Source organism: Streptomyces griseoflavus, from assembly GCF_014649995.1.
Lineage (GTDB): Bacteria > Actinomycetota > Actinomycetes > Streptomycetales > Streptomycetaceae > Streptomyces > Streptomyces griseoflavus.
On the sequence record NZ_BMUC01000020.1, the window covers coordinates 1,119 to 16,736 of the forward strand.

General features: G+C 66.9%; 7 protein-coding genes and 4 pseudogenes. 7 read left to right on the top strand and 4 right to left on the bottom strand.

Features of this window, described 5'->3' with window-relative positions:
* Together IE172_RS30350 and IE172_RS30355 are read right to left on the bottom strand one after the other, a co-directional pair.
* Nucleotides 1–460: pseudogene (locus tag IE172_RS30350) on the bottom strand (IS5 family transposase); the annotation flags it as partial.
* A gap of 583 nt (nt 461–1,043) precedes the next feature.
* Complete coding sequence (locus IE172_RS30355) at nt 1,044–1,409, bottom strand: ATP-binding protein (protein WP_229886581.1); 366 nt, start codon at nt 1,407–1,409, stop codon at nt 1,044–1,046.
* A 260-nt stretch (nt 1,410–1,669) separates the two neighbouring features.
* Here IE172_RS30355 and IE172_RS30360 point away from each other — a divergent pair, with 260 nt between their 5' ends.
* On the top strand, nt 1,670–2,662 hold the full coding sequence (locus IE172_RS30360) for a LysR family transcriptional regulator (protein WP_190100550.1): 993 nt from the start codon (nt 1,670–1,672) through the stop codon (nt 2,660–2,662).
* 393 nt (nt 2,663–3,055) lie between these two features.
* Here the strand turns inward: IE172_RS30360 and IE172_RS30365 are convergent, their stop codons facing one another.
* Complete coding sequence (locus tag IE172_RS30365; protein WP_190100551.1) at nt 3,056–5,641, bottom strand: collagenase; 2,586 nt, start codon at nt 5,639–5,641, stop codon at nt 3,056–3,058.
* Between the two features lie 1,593 nt (nt 5,642–7,234).
* On the opposite strand from IE172_RS30365, the gene IE172_RS30370 reads away from it, so the two are divergent.
* Together IE172_RS30370 and IE172_RS30375 are read left to right on the top strand one after the other, a co-directional pair.
* Nucleotides 7,235–7,669, top strand: coding sequence for a hypothetical protein (locus IE172_RS30370; RefSeq protein WP_190100552.1), 435 nt, complete (start codon nt 7,235–7,237; stop codon nt 7,667–7,669).
* A 621-nt stretch (nt 7,670–8,290) separates the two neighbouring features.
* Nucleotides 8,291–8,482 (top strand): hypothetical protein, encoded by a 192-nt coding sequence (locus IE172_RS30375; RefSeq protein WP_190100553.1) that lies wholly within the window; start codon nt 8,291–8,293, stop codon nt 8,480–8,482.
* Nucleotides 8,483–8,726: 244 nt separating this feature from the next.
* On the opposite strand, the gene IE172_RS30380 is transcribed toward IE172_RS30375, so the two are convergent.
* Entirely contained in the window at nt 8,727–9,323 is a 597-nt protein-coding gene (locus IE172_RS30380; protein ID WP_190100554.1) for a TetR/AcrR family transcriptional regulator, read from the bottom strand.
* Between the two features lie 153 nt (nt 9,324–9,476).
* Here IE172_RS30380 and IE172_RS30385 point away from each other — a divergent pair, with 153 nt between their 5' ends.
* The 4 genes and pseudogenes from IE172_RS30385 to IE172_RS34900 all read left to right on the top strand — a co-directional run.
* Nucleotides 9,477–12,020, top strand: a complete 2,544-nt coding sequence (locus tag IE172_RS30385) for an MMPL family transporter (protein WP_190100555.1) — start codon at nt 9,477–9,479, stop codon at nt 12,018–12,020.
* 216 nt (nt 12,021–12,236) lie between these two features.
* A pseudogene (locus IE172_RS30390) lies at nt 12,237–13,318 on the top strand (IS701 family transposase).
* 1,073 nt (nt 13,319–14,391) lie between these two features.
* Nucleotides 14,392–15,419: pseudogene (locus IE172_RS34895) on the top strand (PP2C family protein-serine/threonine phosphatase).
* A gap of 25 nt (nt 15,420–15,444) precedes the next feature.
* Nucleotides 15,445–15,546: pseudogene (locus IE172_RS34900) on the top strand (ATP-binding protein); the annotation flags it as partial.
* Nucleotides 15,547–15,618: the final 72 nt, after the last annotated feature.

The window sequence follows — 15,618 nt, forward strand, 5'->3', positions numbered from 1 at the left end:
TGGACAGGGGCAGACCCGTGCGGTCGGTTATTAGAGTGGGCCTTCGAGCCGTACTTGCCCCGGTCGACAGGATTCGGACCTGTCAGGTCCCCCTTTTCAGGGCCCGCATGTTCACCGAGTCGATCGCGCACCTCGATCAGTCCAGTTCGCCGCGGGAGCCGAGCTCGTCGAGAACAAGGCGGTGGAGCTTGGCCCACACTCTGGCCTTCGACCACTCCGTGAACCGGCGGTGGGCCGTGGCTCCCGACGGCCCGAACGAAGCAGACGGCAGTTGCTGCCACGTGCAGCCCGACGTCGCGACGAACAGGATCGCGGCCAGCACTTCCCGGTCTCCGTGCCGGCGCCGACCACCGCCCTGCGGACGGGTCGGCACCTACGGCACCACCCGCTGGAACAACTCCCACAGCTCATCCGGCACCAGCCGCTCAACGATCCCCACGGAGGCTACCGAACACGCCAAATGAGATGGCCTGTAAGAGGTGCGCGAGGACCAGAAGCAGGGCGCGCTCCCCGACCTCGGCCTTGGTGCACAGGACGGCGAGCGGCGGGCCCGGGACGCGAATCGGCTGGGGAGCATAATCGGCATAGGGCCTTCCTAGGTATGGCAGTAGCCCCACACCAGATAAGCGTGCGGCCACTGCCATACCTAGGAAGGCCCTATGCTCCCGAACAACGAAGATCCATGATTAGCTTAGAGCTGATCTGTGGAAATTGAATACAGAGCGGCCGGGTATAGCGACAGGGGTGACGTTCCTTCGTGAACTACAAGGAAATTCTACGCAGGGTGGGCGATTCTCATCCAGTCTGATTGTCAATTGGTTGTGCCGAATTCATTTGGAGTCGATCGGTTACGCTTCTTCTGCTGAGTAAGTTCCTTAAGAGTTCCTGGTCGCTGGAGTGATGGAGGTCCTAAGAGGGCGGGGAAATGATGTCCAGTAGATTCCTTCCCGTCGGAGATAGTGACCAGCGTGCATGATCCATAGTGGATTGGTTGTCCTGGACCTCAGCCTGCACCGTCTCGGCAGCGCGGGCGTCCGCCGCTTTTACGGGAAGAACCGCCCAGCAGCGCTCACCGCCTGGTGCTGTTTCGTATCCTTGTTCAGGCCGAGTTCTTCGATCAAGGCGAGCCCGCGTCCACACTCGTCGTCGGCCTGTGCCGAGCGGGGTTGAGGCAGCTTCGGACTACGGTCGAGAACCGAGACGAAGAGGAGGTCGTAGACCAGTGCCACCCCAGCGGTCATAGGTCCGCGTGCGTGCAGCAGACCATCGGTGAGCAATTCCGAGGTCACCAGTTCCAGAGTGAAGCACAGCTCTTCGTCGACGGGAACTCGCCACCACCTTATTGCAGCGGACACGCGGTGACGGGCACTGCGAACCGCCGCTTCGGTTGCTTCAACAGTGAAGATCATGCGAGTGTGAGGCATGATGTTGCTACTCGGTGGCAGGGTGCTGCAGATCCCGCAGACGCGTCCGCGGATCAGTGCGCAAAATCGAGACTTGCACGGTGGCCACTGCTGATCAATAGACTGGGTCATATCGGATCGCTAGGATCTCTCATAACACTCGTCTTTCGATATGAGATGCCTGCAGAGCGCGCCCGTGACAAGGGGTCCACTTCCTTCTTGTTGGCGCACAATAGAACTCTGTTCATCCGGATTGAGGTGTCCTTGTGGAGCTGGAGTTGCGCCATTTGCGCGTATTGTGTGCGATAGCGGATTTGGGAGGTGTCGGACGGGCGGCTGCCGCACTCGGATTCACTCAGCCGGCCATGAGCACGCAACTGCGTCGTATCGAGGGGATGCTTGGCGAGGGAGTGTTTACTCGCAGCAGCACCGGTATGGAGCTTACGCACTACGGTGCACAGGTCGTTGGCCAGGCCCGTGAAATTCTGGTACTCGCGGACAATCTCACTCGCCTTCGGCACTCGCGTACGTCTGCACCAACACGTCGACTTCGCCTCGGCGCTATCAATACGCCCGTAGTACCTGTATTGCTGGACTCTCTTCGCGACTCTTTTCCCGATCTCGTCGTCTCCGTCAGCAGCGTGTATGCCACCGGAGAACTCTTGCGCCTTCTGGAAACCGGTGAAATGGATGCCGGCCTGGGGTGCGATTATCCTGGGCTGCCGATTCAGCACTCCCCGAAGGTGGATCATCGTGCCATCAGGACTGTTCCAGTCTTCGTGGCCACCCCTGCCAGCCACCCGCTTGGGCATCGTTTTGAAATTCCCTTGGAGGGGCTTTCCGAGGATACTTGGTTTGTTTCTTCTGACGACGGAGTGGGGTGGCCTGGGGCTTTCTATGAAGCCTGCCGGGCTGCAGGTTTCATGCCTGCGGTCACACACGAGTTCCATGTGCTCGACCAACTGCAGTCGATGATCGCCAAGGGTCTCGGAGTGACTGCCGTTCAGCCCACTGTGTGTCCCGTAGAGGGCGTGCTGATCAAACCACTGGCGGGGGATCCTCTGTGGCAGCGGCATTTGCTCTTGTGGCGCCGGGATTTGGTCGATGCGTCGGTTGTAGAGGCAGTGCATCATCATTCCGTTCGGACCCACCGTCAACTGCTGGCTCAGGCTCCGCATTTTCAGAAGTGGGTAGCTCGTACCTACGCGCCTCCTCGTCCCGCAGACGGAACCAGAAAGACGCTTCCTGGTCCGGTTTGATGAGCAGTAACGTTTTGCGGAAGATGGCGTCGATAGACGCAGCCGTCCGGAGCAAGTCGTTTTCGCTTTCCTTCGGCCAAGTCGAGAGCACCGGCTGCGCGGTAGCGGCCGGCGTTCTGCACGGTGAGCGACGCAGAATGCCAAGTTCCTCATCCCTGGGCCGTGCATCCAGGGGTGCTCGTGCAAGCACAACTCAACTGACCGGCAGCGTGACTTCTCGATCTGGCTGTTACCTCTCCGGGGGGCTGGTCTCCAGGAGTTGCCGGACGGTGCGCTGGCAGTCCGGGGCGGGGGGACGGAGGTACACCTCCGTCCCCCCACCCCGGGGCAATGCCTGGGCGGGGGACCGTCCCGGGCTGTGATGAAGTTGTGGTTCTCCGTGGTGTCCGTGTGTCAGTAGCTGGTGGTGACGGTGACGCCGCTGAAGCTGTTCACGGCGTACAGGCTGATGTAGTTCGCACCGGCTGGCGGGTTGGTGATGGTCAGGGTGTGGCTGTTGCCGGCTCCCGTGGAACGCTGTATGTAGCTGGTGGTGACAGGCCAGCCGCTGTAGCTGTAGTACAGGTCCGCGTTGCCCGTGCCACCGGCGCTGGTGATTTTCAGCTGGGTGGTGCCGACCGGGACGTAAAGGTAGAGGTAGGCGTAGTTGCCGGCGGTGGCGGACTGGTTGCTGCGCTGGCAGTTCTGGCCCAGCTCCCTGCTATCGGTGCCGGTGCACTCGGTGCCGGTGCCTCCGCCGCTGCTGACGGTGACGGTCCTTGTGGCAGTGGCCGTAGCGCCCTTGTCGTCGGTGACCGTCAGCTTCACCGTGTAGGTTCCGGCGGAGCTGTAGGTCTTGCTGGGGTTGGTGGCTGTGGAGGTGGTGCCGTCGCCGAAGTTCCAGGACCTGGAGGCGACGGTGCCGTCGGCGTCCGTGGACTGGTCGGTGAAGGTGGCCTTCAGCCCCTGGACGGCCGTGGTGAACGCGGCGGTGGGTGCCTGATTGCCGGGCGGGTTGGTACTTCCGCCGCAGTCGCCGGCCGCACAGCCTGCCAGCCAGGTGTACCAGTCGTTGTTGTAGCGAGTGCCGATGGTGCTGGTCAGGTAGGTGCGGGCGGCGTTCCAGTTGCCGGAACGGTAGTGGCCGAGGACCGTGTCCATGTCCGTGCGGTGGTTCTCCAGCATGTACCGGGTGGCGAGGTAGCCCCAGCGGTATATGCGTGTGGTGTCGTTGTTGTAGGTAGTGTCGAAGAGGGTGCTCAGGGCGTAGGTGCGGCGGCCCGCCTCCGTCATCGCGTCGGTGTAGGGGACACCGCGGTAGGAGTAGGAGACGTATTCCGCGAAGCCTTCGATCCACCAGATGGTCGGGGTGGTGGTGTTGGCGGTGAAGTCGCCGTGCATGTTGAAGCGGCCGTCGAGGTAGTGCGTGTACTCGTGGTTGAGGTTCCAGATCTGGAAGGTCGGGCGCACCCACTCGGCCTCGTAGGCGATGAACCGTGGTTGGTTGCCGGCAGCCGCCGGGTCTCCTTCCAGGTACATGCCGCCGTTGTTGGTGTCGATCCCGTATATGGCGCCGGCGTAGGTCTGGTAGTCGGTGCTGGAGTCGAAGACCACGACCTCGATGGTGCTGTTGTTGTCGTTGGCGACCGGGCCGTTGTCACGGGCGATGTTGTGGAAGTACGCGTCCTGGCTGCGCAGGCTGGAGCAGCTCGACGACAGCTCGCTCGAGGTCATCTGCTGGGCCTTGATCGTGATGCTCGAGCTGCACGGGTAGGTCACGGGCAGCACCGAGTTCGCCAGCTGCGACTGCAGGTTGCAGGTGCCGTAGTAGGAGCACTCGGCCTTGTCGTAGTAGTCGGTCATCTCGGCCACGCCGACCCAGAGCGGTGCGGTGGTGCCCTTAATCGAGCTAGCGTTCAGCAGACCGCTGGCCATAGGGCGGACCTTCGACTGCAGTGCGGGGTGCTGCAGAAACCTGCCGAGCTCTCGCCCGGCGTTGGACGTAAGGTAGGACTGGTCCGTCCCCAGCAGCGACAGGTGGCCGGAGGTGAAGTTGTAGAGCGCGTCGACCAGGCTGGGGTCGGACTGGACCGCAGTCACGAACGCGGGCACCTGGTGGCCGCGGAAGGTCACGGTGTAGACGTCGTTGACCGCTTTGAGCATCCCCCGGGAGGCGTTCCAGGAGGAGTTGTAGTCCGCCAGCATCCGCTTGACGACGTAGATGTAGCGGGCGTTCTCCTCGGCACTGTCGATCAGGATGACGGCCTCAGAGAGCGTCTCGCCGTTGGCGTCCGTGACGTCGCGGGAGTGAGCGCTGGCGAAGAAGGCGTCGAGTCCCGCACGGATGGCGGTCTGCAGGCCGCTGCCGTAGGACCCGACCGTGCTGGCGTTGTAGTAGTGGACGTAGTAGCCGGCGCGCAGGTAGAGCACGAGCTGCTGCATACCGGTGCTGGAGTTGCCGGGGTAGGACGCCGAACCGTCACGCAGGGCGTAGGCAACGGTGCTCATCTGCGCCTCACGGAAGGCGGAGTAGGCGTCGTTCCCGGTCAGGTTGAACAGCATGTTGACGCAGTCGGGCGTGGATGCCTTGATCTGCTGGACCAACGCGCTGCCGGTGCGGCTGGTGAAGTCGGAGGCACTGCACGCAGCCGCGCTCTTCTCTCCGGCCGTCTTTCCCAACGCCTTCTCCGCCGACTTCGAGGAGGGCACAGGCGGTTTGGCGTCCTCGCCGTACTCCTCCTTGAGAGCGTCCTTGCTCGCGGCCAGGGGCGGTAGCTGGGATGCCTTCAGGCGCCCCTTCGCGACGTGTACGGTCTCGGCGGTCCGCTGCCCGACGGGCGCGGGCTCAGCCCGGTCCGGGTCTCCTGCCGTGATGCGAGTTGCCAGCTCAGCGTTCTCGGTTGCGCCAGCCGGCTGACCCAGCAGGCCGATGCCCATGGCGAGGGTCAGGGTCAGCGGCAGCGCCGCGCCCAGACTTCGTCGGACAAGTGACTTTCTCACTATGCCTCCCGTGAGGGAATCCGGCCACGCAGAACGTGGCCGATGGGGTGGGGGAGAGGGCGCGGACAGTGGGAAGACCATGCGGACGACGTGACGGGGATGTAGAAGGGCCGCCCCGCTTGGCATGGCCACGCCCTGAGAGCTGGACCATTGCACAGGTGACATGGCACAGGGAAGGTGCCTGAGGGGACGCGAGGTTGCCAACTGGTGTACAGCAGGGCGTGTGCTGGGCAGGTGTAGAGCAAGAACGCCCTGGTCGGAGGGTGGAGAAGCCTTGCCGGTCCGGCCCCACCTTCCGAGATGGCAGGGGCATAACAGTTCCGCCGGAGCAGGCATAAGACCCGGGGTGAGGACGTCACCGACCCCCGCGATAGACATCCCGAAGCACACCTGGACCATGCTTCAGCGGTACAGGAACGGGGACCTGTTTCGGCCAGGGCGATCGGCGCCAGCAACGACGCTGGCTCGCTCTACAGCCACACAGCCCGGAAGATCCTGAACCTGCTGCCCGAGCCTGTCTGTAGCGGCCCGGCCGCGTAGACCGGACCCCCGTGAGACCGAGCGGGATGATGCCGGTTGCTACAGGGCGTGTTCCAGGGACGGTGACGATCTCCGCGCGGCCCTCGGAGCCACGGGCCAGGAGCAGGACGCGGAGGTGATGGCCGAGGGGGTCGAGAGCGTCGAGGGTGTCCTTGTTGAGGAGGAGCTGCCCGTAGCGGTCGGCGAGGGCGCGGCAGACCAACTCGACGGCATCCCCGAGGGGCTGGCCGACGTTCAGGTGCTCGCTGGCGACGTGGGCGTTGTGGGCGGGTATGGGAGGGGCGCGCGGTGCGAGGTCGTCGAGGAGGCCCCGGGCACGCCATTGCTCGTACGAGGGCTCCCCGACGGCCTGCCGGCGTGCCTTGTGCTCATCGGCCGGGTAGCCAGCCGGCGTCCGGCAGGCCAGGCCCTCCTCCGCCCCGCATGCCCGCACACGACAGGTGCCGCTTCCACGCCCTGACGAGGGTCGCCTGCCCCGACGGTAACTGTGGCCGCCAGTGCCCCCGCGCCTGCAGGAACTATGGGGTGAGGTTGTTGATGGTGATGGTCGTGCCGTTAGCACTTGGCTTTGTTCACGAGCTCCGGCTCTGGCCGCGAACTTCCGTGGTCTCAAGCCGAAGCTTGGCGCCTGGAACCGCAGTGTCTTGAGAACCCTGCAGTTCAGGGGCTTGTCATGAGGTAGGCGAAAGCCCAGTCGGTGCAGCTCCGCAGAGGTTGTGCCAGAACCCTGCGACGTCAACAGGGCCAGTACTCCCGATCGCGCCGACAGCCCTGAACTCGTGGGAGGCCGATTGTTTGGGCTGGCCCCGCCTTATCGGAACGTGTCCGAGTGCGCCTGCCTCCCTCACCGCTGACATTGGAGCGAGTGCGGCAACTTCCCACCTGCCCATTCGCGCGGGGTTCAGGCCACTTGTTGGCCAGAACTGATGGAAAAATACCTTTTTCCTCCGAGTCCGGCGCTACCCGTCTCTGTGCGCTGTCATAATCTGCCCGAAGGGCATGTGACATTTCACATTGCTCTCTGGTGAGGGCAATGGAAGAGAGAGGGACCCCATGAAGAGTCTTGCCACTGCTGCGGTAGCCGCTGCAACCCTGGCCACCCTGGCCACCGGCCAGGAGGCCGTCGCCGCGCCGACCGGGCCGGTCGGCGCCGTCACCACCTGTGGCGCCCCCGGTGCGCCCGGAACCTTGCTGACCCGAGCCTGTGTCGAGGTGACCGGCAACCAGGTCCGCTTCTACGGGGTTGCAGCCACGACCAACTCCGGGTGGCAGCCCCAGCAGGTCGGCTTCACGGTCTCCGGTACGGTCGTCGGTGGTGCCCCGATCGCGCCCATCAACCCGACCGTGCTCATACAGGCGGGTGCGACCTCGGTCGGCAGCATTGTCACCACCGCGCCGTGTGGTTCGACGGTCAACGGCAGCTTCTCCGTGAACCAGTGGGGCTGGCCCCCCTCGACCGCGACCGTCTCGGCCGTGGTGTCCTGCTGACCACAGGCTCTGCCCGGTCCCTGAGCCCACACCAAGGCTGAAGCGGGACCAGACCGACGACACGCCGGTCTCCAATGGCAGCCACCTCCAGGTGGAGCCCGGCAAGTAGCAGGTCCGCGCACTATGGGGAGGGCCGCCGTCCGTGAGGCACGGCGGCCCTTGCCCGGTACTGAGGTTGCAGTCGTGATGTCGTCAGGGTGAGCCCTGTTCCGGTGAGGCATCCATCGATGAGGCGGCTGCGGTATCGGATCTGCGCGGCCGTGTCGTAGTCGTTCGAGGATGTCGGCGACCGCGCCCACTGAGACCTGGAACGCCTGATCCAGCAGGTGGTGTGGCTGATTCCGAACGCGCTCTTCGTCATCATCGGCCGCTCCCGCCTCCAGTGGGCCGACTCCGTCCTTCAGAGCCAGCTCGACTGCACCGGCTCTGCCTCCTGGCCCGGCCTCGCGCTCTTCTCCCGACCCTCGCCGTCCCGCGCCCCCCGGTCCCTTGCCCGGCGCCGTCCCGGTGCTCGCCCGGCAGGTCCTGGTCGGTGCCTTCGCTCCGGAGGACTGCGACGACTACTTTGCCTGTCGCCCTGAAACCGACGGCACCCCTCTCATTTCCGCTCCCGTCCGGACGGTGATCACGGTCCGCTCGTACGGCCTGCCGCTCTACTCCGGCCTGTCGGTGATGCGCTTCCTCGGACTGTGCCGTACCAGCAGAATCCCCGAGCCGGCCGACTTCGAGCACGACTTCGGCGCCCTGATCACCCGCCCGATCAGGCTGAACGACTGCCCTTCGCGCCAGCGTCTCCATATCTCGTCCTGCTGAGCCGGCGAAAACCCGTAGTCACGCACCTGTGCCTCCACGATCACATGATCATCCGTGGGTGGTGCGTTGATCACTTGAGGGAGCCACCGTTTGTGAGAGCGGGGTCCGTGCGTGCAGCCCATGGGCTTTGCTCGTATGTGAGCCGCCAGCGGTCTGCGGCACGGTCCGGGGCGGCTCAAGATCGGGCTCGTTCTGCCGGGGGCTTCACTATCGACGGGCCTGCGAGCCGCCCGGTCGGGGTACGTCACGGGTGATGCGGCAAGTCGTCGTCCGCGAGCAGTCGACGCGTCGCTCCCGCCGCGAAGTCGGACACGGTCGTCAGATCGTCACCCTGGTCGATTCTGCGGATGCATGCATCGACAACTGCCTGGACCACCGCCACGGTCAGCTCGGGCTGTGGCTGCCCCAGTTCGCACACGACCCGGGCGAGCGCCTCGTGTAGCGAAATGTGCAGATTCCTCACCCGCTCCCGCGCCGACTGAGAGAGCGATCCGCGCGAGAGCGCGGCCCGCCAGCCGTGGGTGCCGCGAGCCGCCTGTTCGAGGTTGGCCCTGACGTAGGCGGCAGCCTGGGCGGCGGGCGTGGTCTCGCTCGCGATGGCCTGCTCCACTGCGTCGATCCAGGCGGGGAATTCGCGGGTGACGACGAGTTCGAGCAGGTCGTCGATGGAGTTGAAGTAGCGGTAGATGCTGTTGCGGGCGATCCCGGCTCGCGCGGCAACCGCTCCGGCTGTGAGGGCTTCGACGCCGCCCTCTTCCAGGAGCTCCTCGGCCGCATCGATCAGCCGCGCGAGCCGCTGGGCCCGGTGCTCCCGGACACTGCCAGCTTCAATCTTGGGCATTTTCTCCGCTTCACCTCGGACACTGTGCCGTCTCCCGCCAACCTACCCCCACGCCCGAGAGGCCGAGAGAGCGTGTTAGCTTGACGCAACTTAGAGACACCCTGTCGCTAAGTTCTGTCCGTGCTTCCTGCCGAAGGCTGCCCGATGCAACCGATGAACTCCCCCGCTCTGCTCCGATGTCTCCTGGGGTCGAAGAAGCGCGCCGCCGTGGTGGTGGCCTTCTGGGTCCTGATCGCGGGCCTCCTCGCCGGGGTCGCCCCGGCCCTGGAATCCGTCGAGGACAACGCGTCCGCCAACCTGCCGCCCGCCGCCTCGGACTCGATGAAGGCCCGTGATCTCGTCCGCGCCCAGCTTCCGGGCCAGGACGCGACGCCGGCAATCATCGTGGTCCGCGGCAAGGGCACCGACGCCGCGGCGAGCGCCACACGGGCGGTCGCCGCCATCACCTCGGCCCTTTCCGGAACCAGCCGACCCGACCATGTCGTGAGCGTGGTCTCCACGGTGACCGCTCCTGACGCTGCGGCCGAGTTGGTCTCGCAGGACCGCGGTGCTCAGCTGGTCATCGTGCCCATGAAGGGAAGCCCCTCGGACGAGTCCTTCCAGAACGCGGTCGACGCGGTGCGTGACCTCGCGTCCGACCGGGCCGGGCCCGCCGACGTCGCGGTGACCGGCCCCGCCGGGATCGCCACCGACACTGTGAAGGTCTTCAGCGGCGGTGACAAAGTCCTGCTGCTGGCCACCATCGTGCTCGTCCTGATCATCCTGCTGGCGATCTATCGCTCGCCCTTGATGGCGCTCGTGCCGCTTCTTGCCGTGGGCGTGGCTATGCGCGTGGCGGAGACTCTCGGCGCGATTCTCGCGGACGCCGGAGTCATCACGGTCAGCTCCCAGACCGCCTCGATCATGACCGTGCTGCTGTTCGGGGTGGGCACGGACTACGCGCTGATCATCACCGCCCGCTACCGCGAGACCCTGCTCGACGAGCCAGACCGCGCCCGCGCGATGCAGACCGCCGTGCGCCGCACCGCCGAGTCCGTCCTCGCCAGCGCCTCAACCATCGTGCTCGCCATGTTCGCCCTGCTCGTGGCCGTCTCCCCGGCACTTCACGGCTTCGGACCGTACCTCGCTCTGGGCGTGGCCGTCATGGCGCTGGTGGCGTTCACCTTCATCCCCGCCCTGGTCCTCCTGCTGGGCAGGGGCGTCTTCTGGCCCGGGGGCGTGGACAAGGCCGCCGAACGCAGTCGCGGCGCAGGCATCTGGCAGCGCATCGCCGCCCTGGTCGCACGGGCTCCCGTCAAGGTGGCCTCGGCCGTGATCGCACTCCTGGTGGTACTGAGCGCGGGACTGCTCGGCTACCAGGAGAGCTTCAACACCCTCAGCGGCTTCCGCGCCGCCACCGAGTCGGAGCACGGGCAGCACCTCATCCAGGAGGAATTCGGGCCCGGCGACATCGCTCCCAGTACCGTCGTCGTCCGCTCCCAGGACAACCTGCGCTCCGGCCCCGCGCCCGCCGACATCGCCACCGCGCTCACCGATGCCGATCACGTCAGCCGTGTCGCAGGCCCCCGCATGGGCAAGGACGGCAAGACCGTCTTCTACGAGGTCGTCCTCGACCTCGACCCCTACAGCTCCAAGGCACTCGATGCGATCGGTCCCCTCAAGCAGGCCACACAATCCGCGGCACAGGCCGCCGGAGTGCAGGACGCAACGGTGCTCATCGGCGGCGAGACCGCGCAGAACGCCGACATCCGCTCCGCCCTCGACCGCGACACGACCTTCATCGTGCTCCTGGTCCTAGCCATCGTCACCGCGGTCCTCGTCCTGCTGCTCCGCTCGCTCCTTGCCCCGCTCTACCTGGTCGCGACCCTGATCCTTTCGTTCCTGGCCACCCTGGGCGCCACCACCTTCTTCACCGTGACCGTCCTCGGTGACGACGGCATCGGCAACCGCGTCACCGCGTACATCTTCGTCTTCCTCGTCGCGCTCGGCGTCGACTACAACATCTTCATCATGAGCCGGTTCAAGCAGGAACTGCGCACCCAGCCCCCAGCGAAGGCGATCACCGCCGCCCTGACACGCACCGGCGGCGTCATCTCCTCCGCGGGCCTCATCCTCGCGGCGACCTTCGCCGTCCTGATGACCCAGCCGATCCGCGAACTGTTCCAGTTCGGCTTCGCCATGGCCTTCGGCATCCTGCTGGACACCTTCCTCATCCGCCCGCTCCTGGTCCCCGCCATCGTCCGCCTGCTCGGCGACCGCGCCCTGTGGCCCGCACGCCCAGGCACCCCGCAGACGCCTTCCACGCCCACCTCCGAACCGCCTTCCGCCGACGTGCCGGCCGCACGGGCCACCGAGACCGGCTCCAGCCGTCTGCTGCGCGCGTTCACCTGGATCGCGGTCATCGAAGCGTGCACGTGGGTAGGTCTGCTGGCCGGGATGTACCTCAAGTACATTCCCGAAACCACCGAACTCGGCGTACGGATCTTCGGCACCCTCCACGGTGCCGCCTTCATCGTCTACGTGTCCCTGACCGTCCTGGTCGCGATCCGGCTGAAGTGGCGGCTGGGCCGGACCACGATCTTCGCCCTGCTGGCCGCCGTGCCCCCGTTCATGACTGTCGCGTTCGAAGTCTGGGCCCGCCGCACAGGCAGGCTCCCTCAGCCGACCGCGGCCCCGAGCCCAACTCCAGCCCTGTAACCGCACCCCGCAGAGGGACTCGATCGGACACTCGGTGCACATCATCGCCATCGCCGTTCGGGCCTCGGCCGGGCGGGACAGCCACCGACCTCACGCCAACAACCGAGGGAAGACAGGAATGATCACCGCCGTCACCGAGTTCACCGTCGCCGCGCCCGCTTAGTACTGCAACGGTGCTTGTCGTGACTGGTGGCCAGGCTGGTCGTTGGTGTGGTTATGGGTGGGGACCTTGCTGGTGTCAGGTTGTGGGCGGGTGAACCGGAAGCCGTGCATGGGCGGTTTGTGCACCGTTTCAGCAGGTCGGAGCGCCGGGACTCCGCACTGGCCTACATGCGGGGACTGATCGCTCCGCTGCAGCGGAAGAACGGCTGGACGCTGGCGGAGGAAGCCGGCCACGCAGGCCCGGACCGCGTCCACCGGATGCTGAACCGGATCGAGTGGGACGCCGACGAGGTGCTCGACGACGTGCGCCGGTACGTGGTCGACAACCTTGGCGACCCCGGCGCTGTCCTGGTCGTGGATGACACGGGCTTCCTGAAGAAGGGGACGCGGTCGGCGGTGGTGCAGCGGCAGTACTCCGGCACCGCGGGGCGGACGGAGAACTGCCAGGTCGGCGTCTTCCTCGCCTATGCCACCGACCGTGGGCGGACGCTGATCGACCGGCGTCTGTATCTGCCCACTTCCTGGACCGATGACCGGAAAAGGTGTCACCGTGCCGGCATCGGCGACGAGGTCGCCTTCGAGAGCAAGGTGGCCATGGCCAAGGCGATGGGCCGCCGGGCGATCGCGGACAGGATCCCGTTTCGGTGGGTGACCGCGGATGCCGCCTACGGCTTCTCCAAGGGCTGGCGGTCCGAGCTGGAGCGGGCGGACGTCCTCCACGTCATGGCCACCACCCGGCACGACACCGTGGTCACCCGCTGGGCGATCGATCACCCCGTCCACGACCTGTTCAACCCGACCGCCGGCACTGGGTGTTGGCCCGCCGCAGCGTCGCCCGCCCGCAGGAGATCTCCTACTACATCGCCTACTGCCCCGCCGGAACCACGCTGGATGACCTGATCCGCATCGCGGGCAGCCGGTGGGCCATCGAAGAGTGCTTCCAGAGCGCCAAGCAGGAACGCGGCCTGGACGACTACCAAGTCCGCCGCTATCCCGGCTGGCACCGCCACATGACCCTGGCCATGGCCGCCCACGCCTGCCTGACCGTCCTGCGAGCCCGCGAGCTGGATGCCGGGAAAGCAGAAACGGATCCTCCCAGCTCATCCACCTCAGCCTCGCCGAGATACGACGGCTGATCACCCGTCTCACCAACCGCCGGCCCACACCCGTCGAGCACATCCTGCACTGGTCGACCTGGCGCCGACGACGACAACACCAGGCCCGCACCAGTCACTACAAAACGACGCGGACACATCCCCTGACCTGGCCACCAGTCACGACAAGCACCGTTGCAGTACTAGGCCCGGATGCGCCGCAACCTGACCACGCTGCTGCCGGACGACGAGCACGTCATCGAGCTGCGTGCCCTCCCTCCGCCGAGTGGCCCACCTCCAGTGGGTCGTCGAGCATGGGAATGACGGACACCTGTGGATGTCGCACGGCGGACGGAAGGGGCGCGAGCAAGATGGCGGACGACCCGGTACGGGTCGGCGCGTCGCACACGGCCGGGGCCTCCGGCAACGAGCGTCGCCGCTGGCGGCTCCACGCGCTGGAGACACTGCTGACCGAACAGCGGTCGCGGATCGCCCGGTACGTTGCCGACCGGGCCGTACCCGTGCGAGAGCCGCGGCGCGATGCCCGTACGCCCGCGCCTCCCGCCCCCGGGCCCGAGCCGCCGGCCCGGGAACTGCTGAACGCCCTGCCGATCCCCACCCTGGTGGTTCTTCCGGTGCTCGACGCCGGGGGCTCCGCGGTGGGCTTCTCCTACCTGGGCCAGAACGCCGCCGCCCGCACCTACTCGTCCCGCCGCCTCTCGCCCGGGACGTTCCCGCCGTGGGCCGGTGCGGTGCCGCTGTTCGAGCGCTTCCCCGGCATGGCGGACACGCCCGTGCCCCGCATGCTCACCGAGGCCCGTCGGACGGGGAGGTCCCAGGGCCCCGAGCACGCGGAGTGGTCGCTGCCCGGGCCCGGCGAGCAGACGGTGCGCGTCGGCGGCGAGGTGCGCGTGGCGCCCTGCGGCGGTGTGCTGCTGCTCACCTGGGAACGCGAGGACAGCGCCCGGATGGGCAGGGCCTCGCAGCACCTGGTGCGGGTCTCCTGGGCCGACTGGAACCTCGGCGACGGGTCTGTCGAGGCGTCGGCGGAACTACGTGACGTACTCGGCCTGCCCGGCACGCACCCGGCCCCCGACCTGCTGGAGCTGGGCCGCATGGTGACGCCGGACAGTCTAAAGCCGCTGTACCGGGCCGTCCGTGCCGTCCTGCTGCGCGAACAGGAGGTCGTGGACTGTGAGCTGCGCGTGCCTCCGCCGTACGACCGGATCGTCCGCTTCGTCGCCGAACCGGTCGGCCCCGAAAACGGCCCTGTGTGGACCGTGCGGGCGGTGCTCCACGACGTGACCGAGGACCGCCGCAGCCGGGCGCTGGCCGAGCGGGCGGTCGCCGAAGCGCGGGCGCAGCGCGAGCGGGCGCACACGGTCGCCGAGTTGGCCGAGCGGCTGCGCCAGGTCGTCCTGCCCAGCTTCCCGGCGGAACTGGCCCGGCGTGACATCGAGGCGTCCGCCGTCCACCGCGCCGAGGCGTCTACGGCCCGCGTGGGTGGTGACTGGTATAAGACCCGCGTGCTGCCCACGGGGCAGGTGCTGATCGCGCTCGGCGACGCCCGCGGTCACGGACTGGACGCCGTCACACTGATGGCGAAGCTGCGGTACGCCCTGGCGGGCCTGGCGTTCACCGGTGAGCCGGTGGAACGGCTGACTGCCTGGCTCAACGCGGTGGCCTGCGACGACGGCGACGAGTCCACCGCCACGGCGGTCATCGCCCACTGCCACCCCGACCACGGCCTGCTGCGCTGGACCTGTGCGGTCATCCCCCGCCCGTCCTGGTCCGCGGCCGGCGGGCGCGTCTGCTCGATCCGCCGCCGGGCGGTCCCGGCATCCCGCTGGGCGTCCTGAACGACGAGAGCTACGTGGCGGCCGAGGCCTCCCTGGACCCCGGCGACGTGGTGCTGCTTTACTCCGACGGCCTGATCGAACGCCGCGGCTCGGACCCCGACCGGGACCTGGCACGCCTGCTGCGGGCCGCCGAGTCGTACGCCCGCGACGGCATCCCACCGGGTGACGAGGCGCTGGACGCATACGTCCGTGACCTCGTCCGCCACCTGACCGGACCGTACCCCGCGGACGACTCCACCATCCTCGCCTTCCGCATCATCGGCGGCGAGAACGGCGGGCGTTGACGGAGCCGGGCCGTCACCCCTCGGCGACGTCGCGGCTTGCCGGGCCGGCTATTCGATCTACGTCACCAGCCTCGACGACATGGTCCGCAACCTCACGGCCGCCGAAGCCGCAGGCCGCCTGACTAGTAGTGCTTCGTTACGTTGAGTGATCTCGGCTGATCGCGGGCAGCTTCCCGGAATGAGGTTGGGGGAAGTGGAA

What these genes read in the sequence shown, in the direction of transcription:
- IE172_RS30355 (WP_229886581.1), bottom strand. Translation starts at nt 1,409, where the DNA reads ATGATCTTCACTGTTGAAGCAACCGAAGCGGCGGTTCGCAGTGCCCGT.
- IE172_RS30370 (WP_190100552.1), top strand. Translation starts at nt 7,235, where the DNA reads ATGAAGAGTCTTGCCACTGCTGCGGTAGCCGCTGCAACCCTGGCCACC.
- IE172_RS30380 (WP_190100554.1), bottom strand. Translation starts at nt 9,323, where the DNA reads ATGCCCAAGATTGAAGCTGGCAGTGTCCGGGAGCACCGGGCCCAGCGG.
- IE172_RS30385 (WP_190100555.1), top strand. Translation starts at nt 9,477, where the DNA reads ATGAACTCCCCCGCTCTGCTCCGATGTCTCCTGGGGTCGAAGAAGCGC.